Origin of the sequence: Neisseria sp. P0007.S010, assembly GCF_051962875.1 — a bacterium.
Lineage (GTDB): Bacteria > Pseudomonadota > Gammaproteobacteria > Burkholderiales > Neisseriaceae > Neisseria > Neisseria subflava_A.
Map to the genome: position 1 here is coordinate 149,244 of NZ_JBQCUX010000005.1, position 18,087 is coordinate 167,330.

The window sequence follows — 18,087 nt, forward strand, 5'->3', positions numbered from 1 at the left end:
ATGGATCAACAACCAGTTATTGAAATTGCCGAATTCCCACATGATAATAAATTGTGGCGAATTGATAGGTTAGGGAAGATTTTTTCCCAATTGAAAAATAACAATAACCTGTTTATTGAAGTCTATTTACGCCCAGTTAACTTTCATGATAATTCTGTATATAACTTTGCTAGATTTGATAATTCTGGTAGAGAAATTCCAGAATATAATCAATTAAAAAAGATTCCTGTTAATATAGGCTTGCTTCCTATTTTAAGAGTTGGATCTCTTTGGATAAAAGGAAAACTTCAAAATAATAAAGCAGTTACAGATATAGTTACTCTTAAAAATATTGAAATAAATGCAAATACAGTAGAAATAATTAATAGCAATTACAAAATAAAATATTTAGATTCAAGCGGAAGAGAGCAAGAATGCAAACTATTGTTGCAGAAAAATTTTGCAACAGATGCAAAAGTACCTTTTTCTTGCTTAAAAATTCAAAATGAGAATTACAAAAATGGAATAATTATTCCAGTAATAGAAATTATCCGTTTTTATTATGCCTGTTCAACTAGACTAGCTCATTTAACATTTTCTAATCCAGAAGAAATTACAAAAATTTCATATGCGATAGATAATGAAACAGACAAGGTAGTCATTAAATTACCACAGCAATATACAGATCAAGAGGCCTTTATTTTAGCAAGAATATTGACTTCAGATATTGCTTTATCCGGATTCTTTCAGATTAAAAACTCCCTAATAAAAATAGGTTTTAACGAACAACCAACTACATTATTATCTACCAATTTCCCATTTATCAATTCAACCAATTTAGTGGTTCGCGGTATTAAAATTGTTGATAGATTCTTAGTTACGGAGATTTGTTCTTGTTCGGCTCCTTTTCCCGATATTTCTGTTGATAGGAATAATGACAACCGAAAGGGAGATAAGAAAACAGATATACCTGATGATGAAAAGAAAGAGTATCGAAGAGAGGGACGAACTTCCAGTCTCAAAGGAAACTCCATTATCCAAAATCAATATGAATCAGACACTTGCGTATCAACATTACAATTTGACTTAAACATAAATTGCTTTTCAGATTTGATCGGTAAAAAGATTGAAAAACCCAAAAAACCGTTTAATGAATACAAAGCACAGAAACTTGTTATAAATGAACAAATGAATGTAACCGGCTTAGGCGCGGATTTAGGTACATGGGGCCAAACTACAATTGCACCTGCGTCCATTAGCACATTTAATACCCAATCCGAAAAACACAATAGAGATGCCTTAGCTGCAACTTTTGAAAATTCCGTACGGGCTATCGAACATTTGAATGAAGAATATTCAAATATTCAAGCAGCTATCTATATGTCCAGCTCTCCGGCTTGTGAGTTTGTTCCATTAACTGATTCAGCCCATAAAGCCCAATGGTCGTATCTTGTTTCCAAAACCAAAACAAGGCGTAAGGTATTATTAGGAAAAATTGATTATAAAGATAGGACATTTTGGTTGATTGAAATTCAAGCTCGGAAAAGTGAGCATTTCGTTACAGCAATTATTTATTTTGAGACAAATGACGAGATGAAGTATCTGGGTCAATTGTTATACGTCTTGGCAAAAAAACGAGGAATTTGGGATAAAATTCCCAAAAGAACTAGTTTGCAAATTACTACTCTAAAACATACGCATAAAGATATTGCGAGTTTTGCACGGAAAATTAGCGAAAAAGTTTTTGAATTTACGAATAATTTAGATTTTAAAAAATAAGTTTTCAGCCCCTAAAGCTGGTACATGTTTTAATGGGGTATTCAGTTTAGATTGTATTAAAAACTTTGAACTTGGAAAAAATATGGAACAATTTATTCAATGGATTAAATCAGATATAGGAGTAACAATTGCTTGGATAGTTGGTGTAGTTTTTCCCGTTATAGGTCTAATTGCAACGCTTTTTAAGTTCAAAAAGTCAAAACATGATAAAAAAAACAATATTATAAATCAATCTATTCAAGGCGATAATAATCAGCAAGCGGGGAAAAACATTATCAAACGAAAGGGTAAACCATGATTGGCGGAAAACATCAGCAAGATATAAGCGGAAATAATAATATACAAGCTGGTGGGGATGTTATTAATAACATTACTTACTATCAAAACACCGATGTAGATATTTTATCAGCGATTGAAAAGGTGCTGAGCGGAATATATAAAAACGCTCAAAATGGAGAAGAATTTACTCCAATAGATACAAAATCTTATACCATCGAAAATAAAATTAACTTTAATGAAATTTCTTATTTTGATCCATTAGAAGACTTCCAGGAGGGGTATCACTATGTTAAAAATCAAATCAAAATACTTTCTGAAGTAGATCCTGCATGTGAAACAAGCATTACCCAGCATATTAAACATTATTATCGTAAGATACGCCGCAAAAATACTAATTGTTCTGCAGATAAAATTATTGAAAAAGTCTGTTCCGAAATTGAAACTGCATTAATTGGAAAGAACACAAGACTTGCTCTAGAAGAACAAAAAGCTGTTGAATTTGTGGTATTCTATATATTTGCAGAATGCAAAATTTTTGACAAACCACCATCCGACTATGCTTCTCAATAGGACAGAACCCCAAAAAAGCCTTTACTCTGTAGGGGCTTATTTAATAGGTAAACTTCGTGAATCCACGGAGCCATTTTATGCTGTAGAAATGTTTGAAAAATACGGTAACCAGCTGAATGTCAGCTTTCCTCAATTCATGCTAACACTTGACTGGTTGTTTCTGGCAGGCTTAATTGATTCGAATGGTGATGGAAGATTAAAAAAATGTTTCTAAAAAAATTTACGCTAACTAGTGAAACAGGTAAGACCATTAGGGAAGTAACCTTCAAAAAAGGCATTAATATCATCTTAGGCAGTTCGGATGAAAACCAACAAAACTCTTCCAATAGTTTAGGTAAAACTACCCTAATTCGCTGTCTTGATTTTTGCTTGGCAGGTAAAGACGCAAAAGCTATTTACACCGATTCTGAATTTAAAACAGAAAACCGCCTAGTTGTTGATTTTCTCAAAAAAGAAAAACCTACATTCAAACTTACACTTTCACACTCTTTTGATGCATCCGATGAAATCATTATCGAACGTTGTCTTGATCTAACCGCTCGAAGCAAAATTACTAACTATATTGATGGCAAAAAATACAAGCACGAAGAGTTTGACCTAAAGCTGAAAGAGCTTTTGTTTAATTTTACCGACCCCAAACCTACTCTACGCCAATTACTTGGAAAATTTATCCGCCAGCGGGACAACCAAATTGATAAGATATTATATTTCAATGGAAGTTTTTGCAAAAATGTTGAATATGAAAAAATTCATCTGTTTTTATTCGGCTTTAATCAAACAAATCTGTTAAGTAAAAAATCCGAAGTAGAGAAGCAACAGCGAAGTATAGAAAATGCACTTTACGTATTGGAAAAGCGTAATAGCATTAGCTCATTGAAGCAACGAATCAATTTGATTGAAGGTGAACTTTATGATTTAGAAGCTCAGCGCAATGCTTTTAACATTTCCGATAAATATGACGAAGAAGCGGCGCAATTAGAGAATATTCAAATTCAATTAAACAAAAACGAACAATTACTGGCAGAACAACGTTTAAAACGGAACGGTGCAAACGAAAGAATTACGCGGTTAGAGCGTGACGCAGTATCTGCAAACGGTAGTACTTTGCAATATCTCTATGAGGAAGCAAATTTTTATAACGAAGAATTAGCAAAGACTTTTGATGAAGTAGTTAATTTTCATAATACTATGCTGAAAAACGAAATCGCTTTTCTTAAAAAAAGCATACAAAAAAGCGATACTCGTATTTCTGAGTTGGAAAACGAGCGTTCTTATTTGACTGACGAATATAATCGGCTACTTTATAAATTAGGACAAACTGGCTCATTACGTGAATACACTAAACTCAACGACAGGATTGCCACCAAATACAAAGAAAAGGGAGAAGCAGACGCATTATTAGAAGAGCTAAACCATTACATTGGAGAATCAAAAGAACTAAAGGAAAAATTAGATAATCTCGTAGAAGAAATGCATAGAAATACTGAACTACTAGATGAGAATTTGAAAATATTCAATTTCTACTTTTCCAAATATACCGAACAGTTAACCGGCCAAAAATACTTGTTGTCATTCAACCTAACTAAAGATACTAACATATTTAAATTTCAAATAGATGAGTTTAACCACAACCCAGGCTCAGGAGAAAAACAAGCAGTAGTAATGGCCTTTGATTTAGCTTATATGGCCTTTTGCAATGATAAAAACCTTAGAAGACCGTTATTTGCAACTCAAGATAAAATCGAAGTTGTTGATATTCAGAAGATTTCTGTATTATTCAACTTGGCAAATCAACAAAATGGCCAATTAATTATTCCTATTATTAACGATAAAATTAAAGATTATCCTGATTTGGAAAAAGATACAGTTTTATTTTTGACTTCTGAAGATAAATTCTTTCGTATTGATAATGCCAAATGATGCCCATAACCCACCTCTTTAGTAGGTTTTATTCTATCTTTCAGACAGCACGCTTAAAATTAGAGGCTAATCTACTTCGACCTCATCAAAAACTCATAACTTCCGATATAATTCCTTATAAATATTCCTATTCATTTGAGAAACAATTTGACGAAAATCATCAGGACAATCTCGGAAATCTTTCAGTAAATGGTTATATCGAATTACTTTATCATGCCATGCTTGGATCAAATTATTCGGATAATTTTGCAACAACCACATACAAGAATAAATCGTGCTGTGTCGTTCCACCAAACTGCGACTTTCCCAACTCAGTCGACGAGAACGTTCTAATTGAACTGGAGTCTGATGTATTTGCTTGCACAAATAAGAGTACAAATCCGGTGCAAACTTCTTTGATGTAGTAATCGCCAAAAAGTGATGCAGAATTTTTAGTTGTTCTTTTTCAGATTGGTTAAAAAGATAATCAAGATTAGCAATTCGGTTTAACCAATTTTGCCATTGCAGCCTGATTTCATCATTAAAGAAAATAACATTCTCACAAGGACTGTTGCTCAAGTCATATTGACAATTCCAACAATATTTCAACTCTGTAAAGCGCTGCAAATTAGGTTTACCTAAATCTTGTCGGTGAAAAGCAACATATATACCACATTTAGGACAGCAATCATGCATCATGATTTGATGTATTGGACAAAATGTATATAGGGCTATGCGCCATGATTTTCGGAAATATGTTTCATTGTCAGTAGCTAGACATAGCGGGCAATAAACAATAGCATTATTATCGCGTTTACGGTGATTGGCTTTAAGGCTGTTTATCCACGTCAATTGTCCTGAAAAATTGTTTTTGTCAAATAATCGACCTTGTAGGCTATCTAATGTGGTTGTTTTGATTCGAATGGTTGAACAGCCTGTTTTTTCAGCCAATGTATTGACCAACCAGTCAGGAGTATGGCGATCTATATCCCTATTCCATATCTCATAATTAGGAAATAGCAAATGACAGAAGGTTTGTACTTTCAACCCGTTTGCATGTGCTAAGCGAACCAACCATGATGTAAACAATTCATCAGGATAAGGTTTCGGATGAGCGGGTAAAATCATCTGAGTTTATCCAATTGACGTTTACGTTGGCTTGGGCTAATCCAGTTGATTGAATTTAAGATTGTTTCGTTAATACATTCAGTTTGTTGTTGAATAGCGGCTACAGCAGCTTGTGTCAGCAAACGAGAAAGCTCTCCAATATATCCTTCACTCATGGCATATAACTTTGTAGCCAACGAAATTTCATGTAAATCCGACGGTTGACTAAGCGGCAGCATCCGTTCAAAGCTCATCAATAAACGCATAAAATCCTTATTTAATTCCCAACGAGGAAGCACCGCAGGTTCAAAACGGTTGGCCAACTGTGCATCAGTTTGAATGGCTCGATATGCGTCTTTAATACCTACACCTACAATCGGAATTTGTAATTCATTTCCTAAGTATTTAATTACATTTAAAAACGTTTTCTGCTTATTCAAACTCCCGGAAAGGATATGGTGGATTTCATCAATAATCAACATTTTAGTATTAACGTATTTGAGCAAATGAAGCACTTGGGCAAGTTTTTTATCTGTCCTGTCATGAGTTTTATAGGGGGCAAACAGTAAATCTAAAATAGCATTGTAAAAACGGCTTTCATCAGGTATAGGCGGTGCTTGAATAATCACTACTGGTGCGATAATACCATTTCCATGTGGATTATCATGGGCTGGATGTTGCCGCAAAAAATATTTAATCAACATGGTTTTACCGTTATTAGTATCACCAACCAACAACATATTAGGCATACGGTTTTGTTTCGGGAAACTTAGCAAATCTTCCAGTTTTACCAAAATCTGTTGAGCCTGCGGATAACCTATCCAACGTGGGGAACGTATGTATTCAATGCGCTCAATATCACTATACTTTAGTTGTTCTTCTGCTTTGGGAGAAAGGTGAGGATAATTCATGATAAATCGTCCAAATCTTCAAAAGGCTGAATATCATCAAACATATTTTCCTCATTTTCAGACGATATAATATTCCTCGAATCAATTTGAGGCATAGGTAAAGATGCTCGAGTACTTTGATCTAATTGGCGACGTTGTTGAGCGCGACGGATGGCTTTAGTCTTACCTTGAGCTTGCTGTTCCAATTCTCGCATTCGTCCGTATGCTGCAAAAATCATGTTCTCATCAATATTCTGTTTCTGCTCATTTTTTAATTGTCTCTGAATCTCTCGTAACTCCCAAATGCTGATAACCGGATTCGAACTGTTCCGATAAGGTATTGGAAAATACATCAATAAATCTGGGTCATAAAACCAAATCACGCTCAAATCACGTGGATCTATGCGAAAAATGAACTGGCGAGCCTGTCTAGGATTAGTCGGATTAGTTGCTGCAATCCACGGTCGTAAAACGTCATGCCAATAAGTGATTTTATGGATAACTACCCCATATTGCTGCACCGTTCGCATTTCAAACGGCATAAAGGTCAAGCGCAATAGTGTCTCATCAACCACTTTATCAGGTAATCCTGTTCCTAAAGAAACATCATCTCCTAATACACCTGATTTCCATTTGGCTAACGGTGAGATTCCCAATCCAGAATGAGTACGCTGATGATAAACATCACAAATAAATAGTGTTAACCACGTTTCAAATTCAGTTAGCGTTAATGCCGCCTTGCTTTCGGAAGCATAATCTTTTCTTTGTTGTGTATTTGCAAAAGTAGTACCAGTTAAACCGTGGACTTCATCCAAAATCGTACCCAGTAAACGCTCAATGTGTCCTCCGAAATGAGGACGTGCCACAGGCCTCCACTCAATTTCAATACCGTATTGTTTACACGCCTTTTCCAGCACTTTGCCACGGAATTCTTTTGCATTATCCAAATGAATTTTGCGTGGCAAACCCCACACAGGCCACCGCCCTTTCACTCCATGTTTTGCCAACCAGCTTTCTTTAGACAAAATACTATGTGCTAAACACAAACCTGTAGATAATGCACTTGGTGGATCGAATGACACATAAAATCCCGTAACCATTCGGCTGAACACATCAATCGCCAGCGTAATCCACGGCCTACCAATAGGCTTACGATATACATCATCGACTAAAATAATGTCTAACTTTGTATGATCTATTTGTACCACTGAAAGCGGATAATCGGCATTTGGAAAGCTACCTTGTAAAGGAGAAAATTTCATTTCTGCTGCTTTATGGCTTAGCCGTTTAGCAGTTTTAATTTGAGGCGCAATATTTTTGATTCGAGAACGAATGGTATTAGCATGAGGAGCTGGTAAATTTTGTTTATGGCAACGCCGTGTAATTTCTCTAATGATTTTCTGTATTGATTTACGTTGTGTGCTTAAATAATCCACTTCCAATACTTGCCTGATAAGCTGTTCTACATCATCAGAAAGCTGTGTTTTACCACTATCACTACGCTGCTTACGTGTTAAAGCAGTCAGAACGCCGCTTTCCTTATAACTTTTTAACCAGCGATAAACCGTACTGATATGTACACCGCATTCGGCAGCTCTCGCTTGAACATCAGATTTACTACGTTTTGGATTTCGGATAAGTGGCTCAATTACATCGAAATGTTGTTGAGCTAATTGCCATTTTTGCTCAGGAATACTATCTAAGTGGGTTAATTCAGCACTCTGGACTGTTGATAGATCCGCTAATTTTGCTTGGTAATCTGCACCGGTTACACTATCGCGTAACTGATATGTTTCTAAATCCAGGACTGCTGTAATTACACAGATTTTGTTTTGAAACAAAACCATTGCACCGACATTCACATTTAAAGTTGCTTTCATTTTTTAAACCATATAGCGGATTGCATAGTGAGTGGTTGATTTAAATCTGCGCCAATTTTTCGTTCTGCAATTAAGTACCACAATACAGGCAATAATTTTGCTTGATTGTATTCATCCTGAAAAGTCTGTTGAATAAGCTGTTTAGGTGTGGATTTTTTCAATTCGCGTAACGATTCATCCAATAAAGTCATATATGCTTCGCTGTATTCGCCAGATAAGCCATTTTGTTGATATGGCAATAAAAAGCGTACATTGCATAAATAATCAGTATGAATCTCTAACTCTGTAATCAGTTTAAAATGCCAACCGTGTAATTTGCAAAAATGTAAGGCAGCCTGAAATTTAGGTTTGAGTTCACACCAGTTTTTACGTAAATCGCTACGATATTTTACTTCGTAAATAATTACATCATTTTGATAATGAACCAAAACATCAGGGGTATAGATATGCTTCTTTCCTGCTGGGTCAAACCACTCAATCGTGATAGGCTGTACTTCGAAATGCTGCACATTAGAATCAAATTCCAGCAGAGTTAAAAAATCACGCTCCAAAGATGACTCATAAGCTGCAATGCCTATAGCTTTGTTATATGGAGCGATACCTGTAATATTTCGATAGTTTTTAGGAATTTTACGGATTGGCATAGTTTTATATGTGTAGTAGAAAAAGGATTAAAAGGAAGACAATCTTAATGAGTTAATGCCCTTTATCAATAACCCAAACTCAATTAGCTTTCTTATAATTTAGTCTCAAATAACAATATTATTTTCAAATCTTAATGCAAAATTTTTGTTTTCAGTCGCAAATAACATTATTAGAAGTATAAGATTTTGCATATTCTAGTCGTAAACAACATTGGAATTCACAAAACCCACGGCGGTTGTAGCCACCACTAAGGTTTAAATCATATAAGGCCGTCTGGTAACTGTTTTTCAGACGGCCTTTATTTATGCAAAACTCTTTAGATTTTCAAAAAATAAACCTTAGTCAGGCCCTATTGAGCCAATCTTAAGTAATACAAAAAAGCGGCTAAACAGGATAAACACTGTTTGCCGCTTTTTGATTTATTTCTTTATTTTACTTCTTCAACAATTTTGCCGCTTCAATCGCATAGTAAGTCAAAATACCATCAGCACCAGCACGTTTGAATGCCAATAAGCTTTCCAAAATGGTTTTTTCGCCATCCAACCAGCCGTTTTGAATGGCAGCCTGAAGCATGGCATATTCGCCGGAAACTTGGTAAGCGTAAGTCGGTACGCCAAACTCGTCTTTAACTCGGCGGACGACATCCAGATACGGCAGACCCGGTTTTACCATGACCATATCTGCGCCCTCTTGAATATCCAATGCTACTTCGTGCAAGGCTTCATTAGTGTTTGCAGGGTCCATTTGGTAGGTTTTCTTGTCTGCTTTACCCAAATTGCCGGAGCTGCCGACGGCATCGCGGAATGGGCCATAGAATGCTGAAGCATATTTTGCCGAATATGCCATGATGCGCGTATGGATATGTCCTGCATCTTCCAAGGCTTCGCGGATAGCAAGAATACGTCCGTCCATCATATCTGATGGGGCAATGACTTGTGCGCCCGCATCAGCATGACACAAAGCCTGCTTTACCAAAACTTCAATGGTTTCATCATTGAGGACATAGCCATTTTCATCGGTTAAACCGTCTTGGCCGTGAATGGTATAAGGATCCAAGGCAACGTCGGTCATGATACCCAGTTCTGGGAATTTCTCGCGCAAGGTTCGTACTACTGTCGGTACCAAGCCTTCAGGGTTATAAGCCTCCTCCGCAAACTCGGTTTTGTTTTGCGTTACCACGGGAAACAAAGCCAGCATAGGAATGCCAAGCTTCAGTGCTTCTTCAGCGGTAAACAACAATTTGTCCAAACTTTGGCGTTTGACACCCGGCATAGATGGTACTGCCTCTTCCTGATTCTGGCCTTCCAATACAAAAACCGGATAGATCAAATCATCTGCCGTCAAAGTATGCTCGCGCATCAGACGACGTGAAAAATCATCTTTACGCATACGACGCATACGGGTGTTTGAGACATAACGCTGAGGGAAATTCATAACAATTGCCTTTCAATAATGAAGTCTTAAAATCAGTCTTCGACTTGACGTATGGCTTTGACCGAACGTTTGATTTCGCTGAGCGTACCGGTTTTATAACTATTACGTTCTTGTTCGGTCATACCGTTTTGATCCAATTTGGCGATATTTTTCAATGCCTCGGCATACTGGCCGTCTGAAAGCTTTTCCTGTTTGATGCGCCAACGGTTGTTCACTTCGGAAGCCGTCCATAAGCCTACTTTGTTGTAGTAGAACAAAATGCTTGCCGCCAGCGTCTTCATATCGCTGTCGGGTTTGGCACTGCCGATACTGCGGCCGATACGGTTGTTGCGTTGATCGACTGCCTGGTCGGCAAGGTAACGGCTGAAGTAATCGTCTTTACCTTCTCGCAACTCCATATCCGTCAGGCGCGCATTACCTGCTTTTTCGGCAATAATGCTGTCGAATTTAGAAGCAATCGCCGCCTGCCATAATGCTTGGCGTACGGCATTGACCTGTGTCCCCCTGCTGTCGCTGTTTGCTTTGTCGTCCAAACCTGTACGCTCGGCAAAGCGTGTGGCATTACTGGTCATATTGATTAAGCCTTCGTCTTCCATGCCGATAACTTGGGCGGCTACGGGATGGTTAAGCGCAAATTGTGCCATTTTACTGCGGCGGCTTTGATCTTCCTGATACGATTGGCAACCGGACAATACCAGCATGCCGAAAACGGCGCATTGAATGTGTTTTTTAATATGTTTCATGATGTAACTATCGATATTATTGTGTGAGTTCAACTTCTTTGTTTAACATAGAAACGCCCGTAAGCGCAAATTAATTTCCATACGGACAAATCGGCGCATGAATGGCTATTTTATAATAAAAATAAGACCGTCTGAAAACTTTCAGACGGCCTGAGTATTTTTAACCTACCAAGCTGCGAATCTGCGGCCAGTAAAACAGGCAGGCTATCGAACAAATAGCAATGCTGATACCGGCTGCATTAATTCTGCTGATTTTTTCCTTAAATATTGCCGCACCAATCAGCGTACCCAAAACAATCACGCCGATGTTCATTCCGGCAAATACCAAGGTCGGATTATCCTTCATGATTTGGTGTGCAGAAATGTAGGTAACAATATTCAAAAAGTTCAGGCAGCCTAAAATCATACCGCCCACTATGCCCTCTTTGGTCCATTTGCTTCCTTTGGCAAACAGGTAGCCAAACATCAAGATACCGGCCAAACAAAACGCCACCAGCAAATTACCGGCAAACGCGGTACCGCTTTTCGCCACTTGTTTGAACAAAATATCGATGACGCCGTAGCCGCACCAAACGCCCAAAAGCAGCATCACTTGCGTGCTGAGGCCGCCGGATTTCTTGCCGCCATCGCTTTTCCAAAGCAAGAAAAACAGTGCCGTAAATGCCAATACCAAACCAATCAGACGGCCTTCGGTCAACTGTTCATGGAAAAGCGTGAATGAAGCGACAATCGGCAGAAACAGCGATAAGCGTTGTGCCGCGTCCGATTTGACGATACCTGCCGCATCTACGGATTTGCCCATAATGACAAACACGCTTGGCAACAAGATGCCCAAGGCCGCAAAAAGCCACCAAGTCGGTAAAAATACCTGCGGATTGCTCAAATCGGGTTTTAACACCAGCATGGTCAAAGTGACGGCAACGATGTAGTTCACCGCCACCGCCTGCTCGATATTGATTTTTTGCTTGCGCGCCACTTTCAGCAATACGGAAACCAACACGCTGCAAACGATACTTGCCAATAAATATGCCATGCTTTAAAACCATCCTTGAGTGGAAACAGGCTTATCTTCATTCAGTTTGATAAGTCCTACGACTACGCGATAAATGAGCCAAATACCGGTTGCTGCCAAAATCAGCCAACCGATTAAGATAAGTATGGTCAGCATCCCTAAAACCATACCAATCAAAGACACCCAAAATGTCTTAATCAGATAATCAATATGGCTGGCGTAAATGCTGCCTTGCGCTTCATCGCGTTTGATAAACGCCAAAATCACACCGACGACGGGTGTAAACCAAATAAACAAGCCCAAGGCATATGTCACATAGGCAATAAAAACATAGTTTTTTACGTCAGAGCTGGGCGTGTTGACCACATTTGTCGCCGTATCATTGAAGCTGTTTTCTTTGACTTCCTGACGCTCGTACTGCATAGCCGCATCATAAGCCAAACGTTTTTCCGGATGAGACAATACTTCAAACGCCTGTCCGATGACTTTAAACCGCTCCGCATCTTTCTGAATGTCCGGATTGGCCACCAATTTACCGTAAGCCTCGCGGATAACGCTGATATCAGCATCCTGAGATACACCCAAGATTTCGTATAAATTTAATTGTTCCATCTGTATTCCTATCCTTTATGAATCGACTGCAACATGAACATCTTTCGGATTGAGCGTCCGCAGGTTTTCAGGCTTCATGCCTACGATAAACCCTCGTTTGCCGCCATTGATAAAAATCTCGTCCAAAGCCCAAATGCTTTCTTCCACATAAACCGGCAACGCGGTTTTCATACCGAACGGCGATGTCCCGCCAACCAAATAGCCCGTCCATTTCGCCGCCTGATCCGCCGTTGCCGGCTCGATGTGTTTCAAGTCCAGTTCACGCGCCAGATTGCGGGTAGAAATATGTTTGTCGCCGTGCATTAAAACAACCAAACCTTTTTTATGCTCATCCTGCAAAACAATCGTTTTGATGACCTGATGCTCGGGCTTGCCCGTACATTCGGCAAAACGCGCCGTACCGCCGTGTTCTTCATACGCGTAAACATAAGGAACAAAATCGATTTTCTTACTGCGTAAAAAGCGTACTGCCTGCGTAACCGGATATTCTGCTTTACTCATAGGTTGTTTTCCGCCATCCTTTTCAGACGGCCCCTCTTAAATGTGGAACGTAAACATTCGCAATGTTACCATACCTTCTTTTTGAAATCAGGAGACAACATGGACATCCGCTATCTTGGCACAAGCAAACGCTATTCGGAAGCCGTCGTGGCCAACGGCTTGGTTTTCCTCTCCGGCATGGTTCCCGAAAATCCTGAAGCCGATGCCAAAGCGCAAACTGAAAATGTTTTGGCACAAATCGATTCATGGCTCGCACAATGCCAATCCGACAAAGCCCATATTTTGGAGGCCACCATCTATCTGCCCGATATGAACGACTACGCCGCCATGAACGAAGCCTGGGACGCATGGACGGCACCTGAACGCGCTCCGGCCCGCGCCTGCGTGAAAGCGAAACTGGCTTCACCAAACTGGAAGGTTGAAATCAAAATTACCGCCCTTCAAATCAAATAGAACACAAATATCAGGCCGTCTGAAAACGCCGCTTCAATCAAACAAGCGCAGTTTTTCAGACGGCCTTTATTCTTTTGCGGTACAATACCGCCCTTAAATTTTTCTATTATTTCAAAGCACAAACAGCCATGTCAAAAAAAACCAAGCAAGAATTAGAAAACAACAAACTCAGCAAACGCCTGCGCCACGCCGTCGGCGATGCCATTAACGATTTCAACATGATCGAGCCGGGCGACAAAATCATGGTCTGCCTCTCCGGCGGCAAAGACAGCTACGCCCTGTTAGACATTCTGCGCCAGCTTCAAGCCAGCGCGCCGATTGATTTCGAGCTGGTCGCCGTCAATCTCGACCAAAAACAGCCGGGCTTCCCTGAAGAAGTATTGCCGACCTATCTCGAAAGCATCGGCGTTCCCTACAAAATCGTTGAAGAAGACACCTACTCCACCGTTAAACGCGTGTTGGACGAAGGTAAAACAACTTGTTCGCTGTGCAGCCGCCTGCGCCGCGGTATTCTCTATCGTACTGCAAAAGAATTGGGCTGCACCAAAATCGCCTTAGGACACCACCGCGACGATATCCTCGCCACCATGTTCCTGAATATGTTCTACGGCGGCAAACTCAAAGCCATGCCGCCCAAACTGGTCAGCGACAACGGCGAACACATCGTCATCCGTCCTCTGGCGTATGTCAAAGAGAAGGACTTGATCAAATACGCCGAGCTGAAGCAATTCCCAATTATTCCATGTAACCTCTGTGGCTCTCAGCCCAACCTGCAACGCCAAGTCATCGGCGATATGTTGCGCGATTGGGACAAACGTTTCCCCGGCCGTATTGAATCTATGTTCTCCGCCCTGCAAAACGTCATTCCATCGCATTTGGCCGATACCGAACTTTTCGACTTTGTCGGCTTGGAGCGTGGTCAAAGCCTGAAACACGGCGGCGACTTGGCGTTTGACAGCGAAAAAATGCCGGAACGTTTCTCCGACGGCAGCGAAGAAGACGAAAGCGAAATCAAAATCGAACCGCAAAAAGTCGAACGCAAAGTCATCAATATTTTGGCAAATAAACCCAAAACCTGCGGTTTATAATTCCATTTAATTTTCAGACGGCCTTTCGGTAGCTATTTACCGAAAGGCCGTCTGAATATTCATATTTAAAATTTCTTCTATTCTTTTTTATCTATTCTTTCCCTGACAAACCGTGCAGCAGCAATCCCAATACGTCTTGCGGCAACTTTTGCGGCGCGGCGGCATAAAGCGCGGCCAGTTGCGGATGGCGCATCAATATATCCGCCTGACGGATGAACAGGTCGATGAGTTCCACCGGCAAATCGGGCTGGATCAGGCGGCGTTGTTGCAGGGTATGGAAGAAGCCGCGCATAAAGGCGTATTTTTCTTCGTTCAACTCATGGAAAAACCGCTCCAGCTCCAAATCGGTATTTTCTTCAATATCGCGCAGAAAGGCGGCGGAATAAAGCTCGTCGAACGACTGCCGTTGCAGGGCAAACACAGCCTCGGCAGCTTCGCGCAGGCTGCATTGCCGTGCAAGCAGATTTTCAAATTCGGCACGGACGCAGTTTTTCTGCTCGGTAACAATTTCCTGCAAGAGTGCGTTTTTACCGCTGTAATATTTGTAAAAAGTGACGCGGCTGACGCTGGCCTCGGCGCAGATACTGCCTACGGATACGGCGGAAAAGCCATGTTCGCGGAATAGGCGGCGGGCGGTGTCGGTGATGGTTTGTTGTTTGCTGGAGGTCATGACGGTAAGAAGATTTTGATTTTATTCATAAAGGTTTTTCATTAAAGTTATCCGCAAGTCGGATACTCATCATATTTCCCCACGGCGGAAATGGCAATACGGCGGCGTTTCAGACGGCCTCTTTCCTTATTCCTTCACTGCCCTACTGATAGAGGCTGTCGGATGCTTAGCAGGCTAAATTCATGAAAATTACATAATTTTCCTCCTCCAACCTTCTTCCCCAAATAGGAGAGGGATTTTTTTGGACAATTCACGATAAGAGGGGAAACAAAGTGAATGATAAACACTTGCATTCCTGTTTCTTATTTCTTATACTTTACATTAATAGTTTGTTTTATGTAAATATGTAAACACAAATATTTGCATACTGACGGAGCAATTGGATTACCTGATGTTCAATCCACCCCGACGTATGCCGTCTGAAAGGATAAGGAAATGCAGAAACACACCCTCCGCCGCCTCCCCCTATTGATTGCTGCCGCTTTCGCCTCCGAATGGATTTATGCCGCCGATGCGGTGCAAGATGTGGAACAGGTGCAGTTGGAAGAAGTCGTCGTCACCGGCGAACGCACCAACCGCAGCGGCTTTGAAACCGCCACGTCCAACCGCGTTTTCACCACGCCGAACATCGACCGCAGCGGCCACAATCTTTCCGCGACCGACCTGCTCAAACAGACTGTGAATACGGTGGACTTGGGCAGCGGCAACGATTTGCCGACCGTGCGCGGCGTGGACGGCTCCAGCTCTGCCGTCGGTGCAGTGGCGTTTTTTGCGGGCACGCGGCCGCGCCTGAACCTGTCCATAGACGGCCGCTCCGCCACTTACAACGAATACGCCTTCGGCACGCAGTCGCTGTGGGACATGCAGCAGGTGGAAGTCTTGCGCGGGCCGCAAAGCCATGTGCGCGGGCAGAACGCAGTGGCGGGCGCAGTGGTGATGCGCTCCAAAGACCCGATCGACGAATGGGAAGGCGCGCTGCGCTTGGGTTTGGGCAACCAGAAAACGCGCAATATCGCCGGCGTAGTGTCCGGTCCGATTGTGAAAAACAACCTTGCCTTCCGCTTGAGCGCGGAACGGCAGCAGCGCGAAAGCTACGAGCCGTTCGTGTCCTATGAGCCGACCGGCAACCCGCGCCGTGTGGAAAACACCAACGTGCGCTTCAAACTCCTGCTCACGCCCGAAAGCCATCCCGATTTTTACAGCCGCCTGACGCTGAACCACATCCGTTCGCGCGCGCCGCAAAACGAAATCATGGGCAACACCGCCAGCCGCCGTTTTTTAAAAGAAAAGCCCGTGTTCGTAACCGGCTCGACATCAGGCATCTGGGACGTATCGTGGCAGCTTAACGACTATCTGAAACTGGAAAACAAACTGGTTTACGGCCGCTACCACAACGAGCGGCTGCATCTGCCGATGACCGTCAGCCCGCAAGGCGTACCCGCCGAACTCAAAGGCCGCGAACTGCAATGGGAGCCGGTATTGCATTTTTCCAACAAAGGCCGTCTGAAAGGCCTTGCCGGGCTGCACTACTTCCACAGCAAACAAGATGAATGGGTAGACATCCGCAGCGTCGGCGGTCGCAACACCTTTGATGACCGCAACAACGTGCGTGCCTTGTTTGCCGAAACCACATACAGTCCGAGCGAACAATGGGACATCACGGCCGCCGCCCGCATTGAAAAAGAAACGCACAAACGAAACGGCGGTAGCGGCGCACTGCACCTTGATTTAGACAAAGGCCAGACCGTGTTCCTGCCCAAAATCGACATCGCCTTCAAACCCACCGACCAATGGGTCAGCGGCATCAAAGCCGCGCGCGGCTACAACCCGGGCGGCGCGGGCATCACCTTCGGCCGCCCCGTCGTAACCTACACTTATGAACCCGAATATGTGAACAACTACGAGTGGTACACCCGCTGGCGCAGCGCAGACCGCCGCCTGCAACTCTCCGGCAACCTGTTCCTGAACCACTACCGCGACATGCAGCTTCCCTTCTATCTCGGCACCAACTCCGTCGTCATCCGCAACGCCAAAAAAGTCCATACCTACGGCGCAGAACTCGCCGCCGACTGGCAGGCGACCGACAGCCTGAAACTCACCACCGGACTGGGGCTGCTCAACACCAAAATTAAAAGCTATCCCGACACTGGCATCGAAGGCAACAAACTCGGCCGCGCGCCCAAATACACCGCCAACATCGGCGTGAAATACCTGAACGACAAAGGCTGGGAAGCCGGCGGCGACGTGCGCTTCTACGGCGGCTACTACTCCGCCGCCAACAATGCCGAATCAGGCAAAATCGGCGCATACAACCAAGTCAACCTCTACACCGCCTACAACTTCAAACAAGGCCGCGTCTCGCTCTACGCCGACAACGTGTTCAACCGCCGCCGACCCATATTCATTTCCAGCGCCGACCGCCAAGATGCGCTCTACCAACGCCCCAGAAGCGTGGGCGTGAGCGCGGAATGGAAGTTTTAAATGAAGCTGAAATGATGGAGGCCGTCTGAAAAAACATAGGTCGGACATTTATGCCCGACCTACCG

The 18,087-nt window shown here is 42.2% G+C and carries 18 protein-coding genes; 8 read left to right on the forward strand and 10 right to left on the reverse strand.

From position 1 onward, the window contains the following. The 5 genes from ACTHR7_RS05430 to ACTHR7_RS05450 all read left to right on the forward strand — a co-directional run bounded on the left by ACTHR7_RS05430 (position 1) and on the right by ACTHR7_RS05450 (position 4,527). Entirely contained in the window at positions 1-1,758 is a 1,758-nt protein-coding gene (locus ACTHR7_RS05430; RefSeq protein WP_009311761.1) for a hypothetical protein, read from the forward strand. An 82-nt stretch (positions 1,759-1,840) separates the two neighbouring features. Further along, positions 1,841-2,056, forward strand: a complete 216-nt coding sequence (locus tag ACTHR7_RS05435; protein ID WP_049344796.1) for a hypothetical protein — start codon at positions 1,841-1,843, stop codon at positions 2,054-2,056. Continuing rightward, a complete protein-coding gene (locus ACTHR7_RS05440; RefSeq protein WP_049344795.1) occupies positions 2,053-2,607 on the forward strand; it encodes an ABC-three component system protein in 555 nt (184 codons plus the stop codon). Before ACTHR7_RS05435 ends, ACTHR7_RS05440 begins: the two co-directional genes overlap by 4 nt. After that, a complete protein-coding gene (locus ACTHR7_RS05445; RefSeq protein ID WP_036529231.1) occupies positions 2,594-2,821 on the forward strand; it encodes an ABC-three component system middle component 6 in 228 nt (75 codons plus the stop codon). The genes ACTHR7_RS05440 and ACTHR7_RS05445 overlap by 14 nt, the downstream gene beginning before the upstream one ends. Further along, positions 2,812-4,527, forward strand: a complete 1,716-nt coding sequence (locus ACTHR7_RS05450) for a DUF2326 domain-containing protein (RefSeq protein ID WP_009311764.1) — start codon at positions 2,812-2,814, stop codon at positions 4,525-4,527. The genes ACTHR7_RS05445 and ACTHR7_RS05450 overlap by 10 nt, the downstream gene beginning before the upstream one ends. A gap of 93 nt (positions 4,528-4,620) precedes the next feature. Here ACTHR7_RS05450 and ACTHR7_RS05455 read toward each other — a convergent pair whose 3' ends face one another. The 9 genes from ACTHR7_RS05455 to ACTHR7_RS05495 form a co-directional block, all read right to left on the reverse strand. Further along, positions 4,621-5,634 carry a TniQ family protein gene (locus ACTHR7_RS05455; RefSeq protein WP_107996798.1) on the reverse strand — a complete coding sequence of 338 codons (1,014 nt, stop codon included), beginning with the start codon at positions 5,632-5,634 and terminating at the stop codon, positions 4,621-4,623. Beyond that, positions 5,631-6,524 (reverse strand): TniB family NTP-binding protein, encoded by an 894-nt coding sequence (locus ACTHR7_RS05460; protein ID WP_107996797.1) that lies wholly within the window; start codon positions 6,522-6,524, stop codon positions 5,631-5,633. The genes ACTHR7_RS05455 and ACTHR7_RS05460 overlap by 4 nt, the downstream gene beginning before the upstream one ends. Further along, complete coding sequence (locus tag ACTHR7_RS05465; RefSeq protein ID WP_009311767.1) at positions 6,521-8,383, reverse strand: Mu transposase C-terminal domain-containing protein; 1,863 nt, start codon at positions 8,381-8,383, stop codon at positions 6,521-6,523. The genes ACTHR7_RS05460 and ACTHR7_RS05465 overlap by 4 nt, the downstream gene beginning before the upstream one ends. Next, a complete protein-coding gene (locus ACTHR7_RS05470) occupies positions 8,380-9,027 on the reverse strand; it encodes a heteromeric transposase endonuclease subunit TnsA (RefSeq protein WP_070765480.1) in 648 nt (215 codons plus the stop codon). Before ACTHR7_RS05470 ends, ACTHR7_RS05465 begins: the two co-directional genes overlap by 4 nt. 433 nt (positions 9,028-9,460) lie before the next feature. Then, positions 9,461-10,462 carry a porphobilinogen synthase gene (gene hemB / locus ACTHR7_RS05475; protein ID WP_293205013.1) on the reverse strand — a complete coding sequence of 334 codons (1,002 nt, stop codon included), beginning with the start codon at positions 10,460-10,462 and terminating at the stop codon, positions 9,461-9,463. 32 nt (positions 10,463-10,494) lie between these two features. Continuing rightward, entirely contained in the window at positions 10,495-11,205 is a 711-nt protein-coding gene (locus ACTHR7_RS05480) for a DUF6973 domain-containing protein (RefSeq protein WP_293205016.1), read from the reverse strand. Between the two features lie 160 nt (positions 11,206-11,365). Further along, a complete protein-coding gene (locus ACTHR7_RS05485; RefSeq protein ID WP_440370473.1) occupies positions 11,366-12,238 on the reverse strand; it encodes an EamA/RhaT family transporter in 873 nt (290 codons plus the stop codon). A 3-nt stretch (positions 12,239-12,241) separates the two neighbouring features. Continuing rightward, positions 12,242-12,829 carry a DnaJ domain-containing protein gene (locus ACTHR7_RS05490; protein WP_440370474.1) on the reverse strand — a complete coding sequence of 196 codons (588 nt, stop codon included), beginning with the start codon at positions 12,827-12,829 and terminating at the stop codon, positions 12,242-12,244. 15 nt (positions 12,830-12,844) lie between these two features. Further along, positions 12,845-13,330: an aminoacyl-tRNA deacylase gene (locus ACTHR7_RS05495; protein WP_440370475.1), complete on the reverse strand. Its 486-nt coding sequence runs from the start codon at positions 13,328-13,330 to the stop codon at positions 12,845-12,847. Between the two features lie 99 nt (positions 13,331-13,429). Between ACTHR7_RS05495 and ACTHR7_RS05500 the strand changes: the two genes are divergently transcribed. Beyond that, positions 13,430-13,783 (forward strand): RidA family protein, encoded by a 354-nt coding sequence (locus ACTHR7_RS05500; RefSeq protein ID WP_440370476.1) that lies wholly within the window; start codon positions 13,430-13,432, stop codon positions 13,781-13,783. 128 nt (positions 13,784-13,911) lie between these two features. Continuing rightward, positions 13,912-14,871: a tRNA 2-thiocytidine(32) synthetase TtcA gene (gene ttcA, locus ACTHR7_RS05505; RefSeq protein WP_440370477.1), complete on the forward strand. Its 960-nt coding sequence runs from the start codon at positions 13,912-13,914 to the stop codon at positions 14,869-14,871. A gap of 91 nt (positions 14,872-14,962) precedes the next feature. Here the strand turns inward: ttcA and ACTHR7_RS05510 are convergent, their stop codons facing one another. Then, positions 14,963-15,541, reverse strand: coding sequence for a TetR/AcrR family transcriptional regulator (locus ACTHR7_RS05510; protein WP_440370478.1), 579 nt, complete (start codon positions 15,539-15,541; stop codon positions 14,963-14,965). A gap of 435 nt (positions 15,542-15,976) precedes the next feature. Here ACTHR7_RS05510 and ACTHR7_RS05515 point away from each other — a divergent pair, with 435 nt between their 5' ends. Next, entirely contained in the window at positions 15,977-18,022 is a 2,046-nt protein-coding gene (locus ACTHR7_RS05515) for a TonB-dependent receptor (RefSeq protein WP_440370479.1), read from the forward strand. The last annotated feature ends 65 nt before the right edge of the window (positions 18,023-18,087 follow it).